A 7849-nucleotide genomic window follows, 5' to 3' on the forward strand; every position below is an offset into this window, starting at 1 on the left:
GCGAGCCCGACCAGAAAGCTCAGAAGTTGGCGATGGCTTGGAGCGGGAGGCGGGGGCCGAAGCGCGGGAGGGCGGGGCCGCCGCGCACGAGCAGCCGGCAGACGCGACCCCGTTGGCCGCGCCACGGCTCGAGCAGTTCGAGCATGCGCTCGTCGCTGCCGCGCGCCTCGCCCGTGAGCGCGTGGGTCACGACGTGCTTGAGCCAGTAGTCGCCCACTGCGACCGCGTCGGGGTCACCGAGCGCGAGCTCGGCGACGGTGTTCACCGTCCACGGTCCGACGCCCCGGAGCGCGAAGAGCCGGCGGCGCGCCTCATCGACGGGCAGCGATTCCGCCTCGCTGAGACGGCGCGCGTGCGCGGCCGCGTATTTGATCGTGTTGACGCGTCGCTGCTCGACACCCCAACGGTGGAAGGTCCAGTACGGCGTCGTGCGCAGCCATTCGGGCGTCGGTGGCAAGAGCAGCGCGGGCGCGCCCGCGGGATCGTCGACGTCGTCGGTCGCGCGCGGCTGCGGCGCGCGGCGACCGCCGGCGCGCATCATCGCCCGGTACGCGCGACCCGCTTCGATGCCGATCACGCGTTGTTCGAGGACGGTCGGGAGCAAGGCCGCGAGCACACCGCCCGCGCGACCGATGCGCATCCCCGGTGCGCGGCGGTCGAGCTCGGTGACGAGCGGGTGCGCGCCCGCGAGTGACGGTGGATCGTCGTGCGCGCCGACGAGGTCGGGCACCGAGTCGAGCGCGACCTCCGCGCCCGGACCCCACGCGCGCGCGGCCACCGTCGTCGGCCCGGTGCTCTGGAGATGCACCGTGGCCGGTCCCGCGGCCGTGTCGCTCGCGCGCCACACGTCACGCGATCCGACGCGCAGGCTCGGATCGCGGCGGCCGCCGTGCACGAGCGGACCGAGCGTTGCGTGCAGGTCGAGCGGGCGGCGCGTGTGCACGATCCGCCGGCCCGCCATGACCCTCACCATATCGACGCGGTCGTGTCAGCCGACGGTTGCCGGGGAACAATCGACGTCATGCCCGAACGAGAACGCGCCATGACGCCCGAAGACCTGACTCGCCTCTTCGTCGAGCGTGCGAACGCCGGCGACGTCGACGGACTGATCGAGTTGTACGAGCCCGAGGCGGTGATGGCCTATCCGCCCGGCTCGCAGTCGACCGGTCACGATGCGATCCGTGGGGTCTTCACGCAGATGCTCGCGAACCGGCCGCATTTCGAGCCCGAACCGCCGCTGCCCACGGTGCAAATGGGCGACCTCGCGCTCACGTCGACGCCGCCCAAGGACGCCGCCGGCGCGCGCGCACAGGTCGTGCGCCGTCAGTCCGACGGCAGCTGGCTGCGCGTCATCGACCAGCCGGAGTTCCGCCGCAGCTGACGTCACCCGGCGAAGCGCGCCGTGACGGCAGCGCTCAGCTGACGCCCGCGAGCTCCAGCAGGCCCGCGACCGCGCGGGAGACGTCGGGCGCGGTCGCCCACGGTCGCGGTGAATCCGATTCGCGCGCGTACTCACCGGTGCGCACGCGGATCGCGCGCGCACCCGCAGCGGCGGCCGCCGCGATATCGGTGCTCGGCCGGTCGCCGATGACGACCGCGGAAGCCGGATCGACACCCAGCGCCACGAGCGCGGTGAGCAGACCGGCCGGGCTGGGCTTGCGGTGCTCGCGTCCGAGCTCGTCGCCGAGCACGACGATGTCGAACGTCGATTCCATGCCGAGCGCGCGCAGCTTGGCGCGCTGGATCGCGGGATCGCCGTCGCTGACGAGCCCGACGGCGACCCGTCCGCGCAACGCATCGAGCGCGTCGGTCACTCCTGGATACGGCGTGAGGCGCGCCGGCGCGTAGCCGCGGAAGGCCGTGAGCAAGGGCGCCACTGCGACGTCGTGTCGTCTGATGCGCGCGAGCGCGCGATCGATGATCTCGCCGCGGTCGCTGCCGTCGGCGCACACGCGATGGAGCGCGGCGAGGAACCGCGTCCGATCGACATTCCATGCCTGCGCAGCGGCTGCGACTTCGAGCCACGCACCCGCGAGCCAGCTCGCCTGTTCGAACAACGTGTCGTCGAGATCGAAGAGGACGGCGCGGACATCGTCGGTCATCGGGGGGCACCTCGTGCCGCGCGCCGACGCCGGCCTCGCCCGACCCCACCCATGCTTTCCGCCCTTCCTTCGCCCGACCCCCGTCGTCCTTATCGGCCGGTGCGGACGCCGACCTGAGCCTGGGCAGCGGGCGCGAATACCCCCATCAACGACGCCTCAAACAATTGTCTCGGCGCTCAAGCCCGGGGCCGCGATCCTCCGATATCCCGGGCGAGAGGGGGTGCCGACGATGACCGTCGCCCTGGAAGACCTGCGAGACGAGATCCGCCGTGAGGAGCGCAGCGCGGGTCTCAACCCGACCCGGCCCCTCACCCGCGCCGACATCGAGCACCGCCGCCGCCAGATCGCGGCCGTGGGCCTGGTCGTGTTCTTCGGTGTCGTCGTCACGACGCTGCGGGCCAACGTGTGGGGCAATGCACACGACGCGCTCTTCGACCCCGATCTCCTGCGCGCGGCAACGATCACGGCCGCGGGTGGCTTCATCGCCTACGTCGTCGAGAAGGAGCGCCACCTGCGCCGGCTCGAGCTGCTCGAAAGCGAGGAGCGTGCGGTGTCGCTCGCGATCGCGGACCGCCTGCTCGAGGCCGCGGCGCTCGCCGACGCGTCGAGCAGCCTCCAGGGATCGCTCGTGCTCGAACGGGTCATCGGGCGCACGCTCGACCGCGTGCGCGATCTCGTCGGTGCCGATGCCGGGACGATCCGGCTCCTCTCACCCGACGGGCAGCTGCGCGTCGCGGCGACCTTCGGGTCGGACGACGGTTTCGAGCGCCTCGGCGGTGTCGGCTTCGCGACCCGGGTCGGCCTCAGCCAGCAGCCGCTGCTCCTGCCGGGTGCGGCGGCTCACCCTGATCCCGATCGAGGCCTCGTCCTCGGTGCGCCGATCATCTTCGGCGACCTGCTGCTCGGCGTGCTCCAACTCGCGGCACCGGTCGACGAGCCGTTCGGCGCGATCGACATCGAGATCGTCGCCGCGTTCACGGTGCGGGTCGCGCTCGCGTTGAACCACTCGCGACTGTACGAAGACGCACTCTTCGCGCTCGACGACGCCCGCGCCGCCATCTGACCTGACCGGGCCGTCGCGTGCGGCGGCCACGTAAGGTCGCCGGTCATGGGACTCTTCGACGGTCGAGTCGCGCTCGTCACCGGCGGCGCGTCCGGCATCGGCCGCGCCTGCGCGGAACGGCTGGCGCGCGACGGCGCCGCGGTCGCGGTGCTCGATCGCGACGGCGACGGGGCGCGTGCGGTCGCGGCCGAGGTGAACGGACGTGCGTACGAGGTCGACGTGCGCGACGGCGACGCGGTGCGCGCCGCGTTCGCCGCGGTCGTCGACGACGGCGGCGGGCTCGACATCCTCGTGAACAACGCGGGCGTGGGCGACCTGCGACCGCTGCACACGGTCGACGACCGGCTCTGGCATCGGCTGGTCGACGTGAACCTCACCGGCACGTTCCACGCGATGGCCGCCGCGGTGCCCGCGATGCTCGCGGGCGGCGGCGGCGCGATCGTCAACAACGCGTCGCTGTCGGGACTCGCGCCGACGCGCAACGAAGCGGCGTACTCCGCCGCGAAGGCGGGCGTGATCGCGCTCACGTCGAGCGGTGCACTCGAGTACGGACCGACGATCCGTGTGAACTGCGTCGCGCCCGGCTTCATCCGCACGCCGCTCACCGCGATCTGGGATCAGCACCCCGACGCGTTCGCGCCGATCACCGACGCGATCCCGCTCGGCCGCATCGGCGAAGCCGACGAGGTCGCCGACGTGATCGCGTTCCTCTGCTCGGACGCGGCCGCGTACATCACCGGCCAGACGCTGGTCGTCGACGGCGGGCTCTCGCTCCCCCAAGCCGGCACCGACGCCGCGCTCGCGAAGCTGTTCGAGAAGCTGTCGCAGTAAATCGCGCGTCGCCGGTCGCCTCGCGCGGCAATCTGCAGGCATGGGCACCGTCGAATGGGGTCGCGAGGTCGCCGAGGCGTACGACGCCGACTCCGCCGAGATGTTCGATCCCGGGGTCCTCGGCCCGACCGTGGCGTTCCTCGGGGACCTCGCCGGCGACGGTGCTGCGCTCGAGCTCGCGATCGGCACCGGCCGCGTCGCGCTGCCGCTGAGTGCACGCGGCATCGAGGTACACGGCATCGAGCTCTCGCCGCACATGGCCGCGGTGCTGCGCGCGAAACCGGGCGCCGATCGCATCGACGTGACGGTCGGCGACATGGCGACGACGCGCCTCGACGCGACGTTCCGTCTCGTCTATCTCGTGTTCAACACGATCATGAACCTGACGACGCAGGACGAGCAGGTTCGGGTCTTCGAGAACGCGGCCGCGCATCTCGAACCGGGCGGCGCGTTCGTCGTCGAGGTGCTCATCCCACAGATCCGGCGCGTCGCTCCGGGTGAGCTCGGTCGGGTGTTCTCGCTCGAGGACGATCACGTCGGCATCGAGACCTTCGACGACCTCGCGGGCCAGATCTCGTGGTCGCACCACTGGGTGCAGGACGGCGACACGTTGCGGCGCCACTCCGCGCCGTACCGATTCGTGTGGCCGTCGGAGCTCGACCTCATGGCGCGGGTCGCGGGACTGCGGTTGCGCGAGCGCTGGTCGAGCTGGCAACGCACACGGTTCGATCCGAACGGCATCGGCCAGGTCGTCGTCTACGAGAAGCCTCGGTAGCGGTAGCCCCGCAACCGGGCTACTGCTCGGACATGATCGATTCGAACTTCGCCTCCGCATCGATTGTCTCGATGCCGTCGACGGTGACGACGACGCGGTGCAGCGTCTGGTCGAAGCGGAACGGCGCTTCGTAGCCCTCGCCGACGGCCGGGCCGAGCTCGTAGCCGCACGTCAGCCCGCCGCCGGTGATCCCGAAGCGCGCGGGAGTGAAGCGCGCGACGTCGCCCTCGCCGACCACCTCGCCGTCGACGCGCAACGTGCCGTGACCGGAGTAGTCGCCGGGGCACACGAAGTCGAACTGCAGCACGTGGTCGCCGGAGCCGATCGCTCGCGCCGACGGAATGTCACTGCGCTCAGTGCCGGCGAGGTTGTGCACGTAGTGCAGCCGGCCGCCGAGCACGTAGAGGCTGAAGCCGCCGAGCACGTTGCCGATCGCGAGCAGCACACCGTTTGCATCCGCGCCGTCGGCGATCGTGACGTCGGCGCGGATCGAGTGCGTGCGGTTGCGGACGTTCACCGCGACGTCCTCGGGCACGAGCGCGCCGTGTGGCCGGTACGTGTAGGTGTTGCGGGCCTGCGCGCGCCGCGGCCGCGGGTTCATGATCGCGGCGAGCGGGCGGTTGTCGAGCGGCAGCACCTTGTACGCGCGCGCCTGCTCCCACCAGAGGTCGACGAGCTCCTGCACCTTGTCGGGCTGCGCGTCGGCGAGGTTGTCGCACTCCGACAGGTCCTCGGCGACGTGGTACAGCTCCCACACGTCGTCCTCGAACGGCGCGTCGGGATCGACACCGTCGTCGTACATGTGGCCGAGCGGCTTGAATGTCACCGCCTTCCACCCGTCGTGGTAGATGCCGCGGCTGCCGAGCATCTCGAAGTACTGGGTGGTGTGCCGGCCGGCGGCGGCATCGTCGTCGAGCAGGTAGGCGAAGCTCGTGCCCTCGATCGGCGAAGCGGTCAGCCCTTCGATCGCGGTGGGCGCCTCGATGCCGATGAGCTCGAGCACCGTCGGCGCGACGTCGATCGCGTGCGCGAACTGATGACGGATCTCTCCGCGCGCGCGAATCCGGCCGGGCCAGTGCACGATGCACGGATCGGCGATGCCGCCCTCGTGCACTTCGCGCTTCCACCGCTTGAACGGTGTGTTGCCGGCCATGGTCCAACCCCACGGATAGTTGTTGTGCGCGGTCGGTGTGCCGAGCTCGTCGATGCGCGCGCGCAACTCCCGACGGCCAGCGGCCATCCCGTTCCACAACCGCGCGTCGTTGATCGACCCCTTCACGCCGCCTTCGGAGCTCGCGCCGTTGTCGGACACGAGGATCACGAGCGTGTCGTCGAGCCCGCTGCCGTCGACGGAGTCGATGGAGTCGAGCACGCGACCGATCTGCGCGTCGGCGTGCGTGAGGAAGCCGGCGAAGCACTCCATGAACCGCGCCGCGACGCGCTGGTCCTCGGGCTTCAAGTCGGTCCACGCGGGCACCCACGCCGGCCGCGGCGACAGGCGCGTCCCGCGTGGCAGCAGTCCCATGTCGAGCTGGCGCGCGAACGTCCGGTCGCGCCACGCGTCCCAGCCGTCGTCGAACTGCCCGTGGTAGCGCTCGATGTACTCCGCCGGCGCGTGGTGCGGTGAATGACACGCGCCGGTCGCGAAGTAGAGGAAGAAGGGTTGGTCGCCGTCGACCGCGCGCAGGTCGGCGAGGTACTCGATCGCACGGTCGGCGAGATCCTCGCTCAGGTGGTAGCCGTCGGCGACCGAGCGCGGCGGCAGGGTCGTGTGGTTGTCGTGGTACAGCGACGGCACGAACTGATGGGTCTCGCCGCCGTGGAAGCCGTACCAACGCTGGAACCCGCGACCGAGCGGCCACGAGTTGCGCGGCGCGGCCATGTGCGTCTCGTCCTCGGGCGTGAGGTGCCATTTGCCGACCGCGTAGGGCGCGTACCCGACGGTCGCGAGCACTTGCGAGAGGAAGAAGTTCTCGCGTGGGATGCGGCCCGAATAACCGGGGTAGCCGAGCGCGAGGTCGGCGACGCGCGCCATGCCGTTGCTGTGGTGGTTGCGGCCGGTGAGCAGGCACGCGCGCGTCGGCGAGCACAACGCGGTCGTGTGGAAATTGGAGAAGCGCACACCGCCTGACGCGAGTCTGTCGATGTTCGGTGTTGCGATGTCGGAGCCGTAGCACCCGATCTGCGCGAAGCCGACGTCGTCGAGCACGATCAGCGCGACGTTCGGCGCGCCATCCGGAGGCGCCGGTTCCGGCGGCCACCACGGCGTCGACTCCCTCCACGTCGGACCGATGACACCACCGAACTCGCGCGCCTGCTCCATGAGGCCGGAGCCTCGCGCGTTTGAGAGACTCGGCTCACCCCGCCGCGACCACTCCAGTTCGGAGGACACCGTGCCTGCACCCAAGCCCGCGCAACTCGGACCGCTCGCCGGACTCGTCGGAACATGGGAAGGCGATCAGGGCATCGACATCTCGTTCCATCACGTCGACGGTGCCGTCGGCGAGACGCACTATCGCGAGCGCACGACGTTCAGCCCGTTCGGTCCGGTCGAGAACGGCAAGCAATCGCTGTTCGGACTCGACTACCGCATGGCCGCGTGGCGGCCGAACGAGGACGAGCCGTTCCACACCGAGATCGGCTACTGGCTGTGGGACGCGACCGACAGCCAGGTGATGCGCTGCTTCATGATCCCGCGCGGCACGGTCGTGATCGCGGGCGGACTCACGACGGCCGACGCCAAGTCGTTCACGCTCGCCGCGGAGTGCGGCTCCGAGATCTACGGCATCTTGTCGAACCAGTACCTCGCCGAGCAGGCCCGCACGAGCCGCTACGAGGTGACGATCACGATCGGCGACGACACGTGGTCGTACGAGGAGACCAGCGTCATCGACGTGAAGCGCCACGGCGCGGTGCTGGAGCACACGGACCTGAACACGTTGCATCGCGTCGCAGAATGAGCTGACGCGAACCGGGGCCGACCATCCTTGGTCGACCCCGGCTGCGGTTCGGTGCGCCGTGGAGCTAGTTGACGCCGAAGTAGAGGAACGCGTTCGTCGGGATGGGACCGACGACGGT

Annotated in this window: 8 protein-coding genes; 5 read left to right on the forward strand and 3 right to left on the reverse strand. The window is 70.7% G+C overall.

From position 1 onward, the window contains the following. Positions 1 to 19 precede the first annotated feature (19 nt). A complete protein-coding gene (locus VH914_08725; protein ID HEX4491271.1) occupies positions 20 to 961 on the reverse strand; it encodes a DNA-3-methyladenine glycosylase 2 family protein in 942 nt (313 codons plus the stop codon). 60 nt (positions 962 to 1021) lie between these two features. Between VH914_08725 and VH914_08730 the strand changes: the two genes are divergently transcribed. Continuing rightward, entirely contained in the window at positions 1022 to 1381 is a 360-nt protein-coding gene (locus VH914_08730; protein HEX4491272.1) for a nuclear transport factor 2 family protein, read from the forward strand. 34 nt (positions 1382 to 1415) lie between these two features. Here the strand turns inward: VH914_08730 and VH914_08735 are convergent, their stop codons facing one another. Further along, positions 1416 to 2102, reverse strand: a complete 687-nt coding sequence (locus VH914_08735; GenBank protein HEX4491273.1) for an HAD family hydrolase — start codon at positions 2100 to 2102, stop codon at positions 1416 to 1418. 229 nt (positions 2103 to 2331) lie between these two features. On the opposite strand from VH914_08735, the gene VH914_08740 reads away from it, so the two are divergent. Genes VH914_08740 through VH914_08750 form a run of 3 tightly spaced genes read left to right on the forward strand, consistent with a single transcriptional unit; the run spans position 2332 to position 4771 of the window. Further along, positions 2332 to 3165 carry a GAF domain-containing protein gene (locus VH914_08740; protein ID HEX4491274.1) on the forward strand — a complete coding sequence of 278 codons (834 nt, stop codon included), beginning with the start codon at positions 2332 to 2334 and terminating at the stop codon, positions 3163 to 3165. Positions 3166 to 3210: 45 nt separating this feature from the next. Continuing rightward, on the forward strand, positions 3211 to 3996 hold the full coding sequence (locus VH914_08745; GenBank protein HEX4491275.1) for an SDR family NAD(P)-dependent oxidoreductase: 786 nt from the start codon (positions 3211 to 3213) through the stop codon (positions 3994 to 3996). Positions 3997 to 4036: 40 nt separating this feature from the next. Further along, the gene (locus tag VH914_08750) at positions 4037 to 4771 is read left to right on the forward strand and encodes a class I SAM-dependent methyltransferase (GenBank protein ID HEX4491276.1); all 735 of its coding nucleotides are present in this window, start codon (positions 4037 to 4039) and stop codon (positions 4769 to 4771) included. Between the two features lie 19 nt (positions 4772 to 4790). Here VH914_08750 and VH914_08755 read toward each other — a convergent pair whose 3' ends face one another. Then, positions 4791 to 7094, reverse strand: coding sequence for an arylsulfatase (locus VH914_08755; protein ID HEX4491277.1), 2304 nt, complete (start codon positions 7092 to 7094; stop codon positions 4791 to 4793). Positions 7095 to 7164: 70 nt separating this feature from the next. On the opposite strand from VH914_08755, the gene VH914_08760 reads away from it, so the two are divergent. Further along, positions 7165 to 7731 carry a heme-binding beta-barrel domain-containing protein gene (locus VH914_08760; GenBank protein ID HEX4491278.1) on the forward strand — a complete coding sequence of 189 codons (567 nt, stop codon included), beginning with the start codon at positions 7165 to 7167 and terminating at the stop codon, positions 7729 to 7731. Positions 7732 to 7849 lie beyond the last annotated feature (118 nt).

Source organism: Acidimicrobiia bacterium (assembly GCA_036271555.1).
GTDB lineage: Bacteria > Actinomycetota > Acidimicrobiia > IMCC26256 > PALSA-610 > DATBAK01.